The sequence below is a fragment of the Streptomyces sp. SID12501 genome (genome assembly GCF_010550245.1).
Taxonomy (GTDB): Bacteria; Actinomycetota; Actinomycetes; order Streptomycetales; family Streptomycetaceae; genus Streptomyces.
The window spans coordinates 1-407 of the sequence record NZ_JAAGLU010000899.1; the positions used below are offsets into that span (position 1 = coordinate 1).

Sequence of the window (407 nt, forward strand, 5' to 3'; positions counted from 1 at the left end):
CGGGCAGGCCCGGCACCCCCGCCTGCCGTTCCCGCAGTCCCGACAGCGCCTCCCCGGCCGGGGCGAGCAGGTTCTGGTGGCGCTCGGTCACGCAGATCTGAGGTGTCCCCTCGTCGCAGACCAGCCGCCGGCCGCGCGGGTCCGCGCGCCAGGCGTCGTCACCGGTCTGGACCAGTACGGTCGCCGCGAGGGCCGCCGCCACCAGCGGTGCCGACGTGAGCAGTTTCCGCCGAGCGGTGAAGGCAACCAGTGCCGCCAGGGCCGGGCCGCCGACCCACACCGCGATCACCGGGGCCAGCCAGAGCGCCGGCATCTCCCCGCTCATCCCCGGCTCCTGCACCGGGGCGAGCCGGCCCATGGGGGTGTCGACGTAGGCGGAGAACCCGAGCAGCACGTAGCACCCGAGC

General features: G+C 75.7%; 1 pseudogene. It reads right to left on the bottom strand.

What is annotated here, in order from left to right:
* Positions 1–407: pseudogene (locus G3I71_RS49045) on the bottom strand (hypothetical protein); the annotation flags it as partial.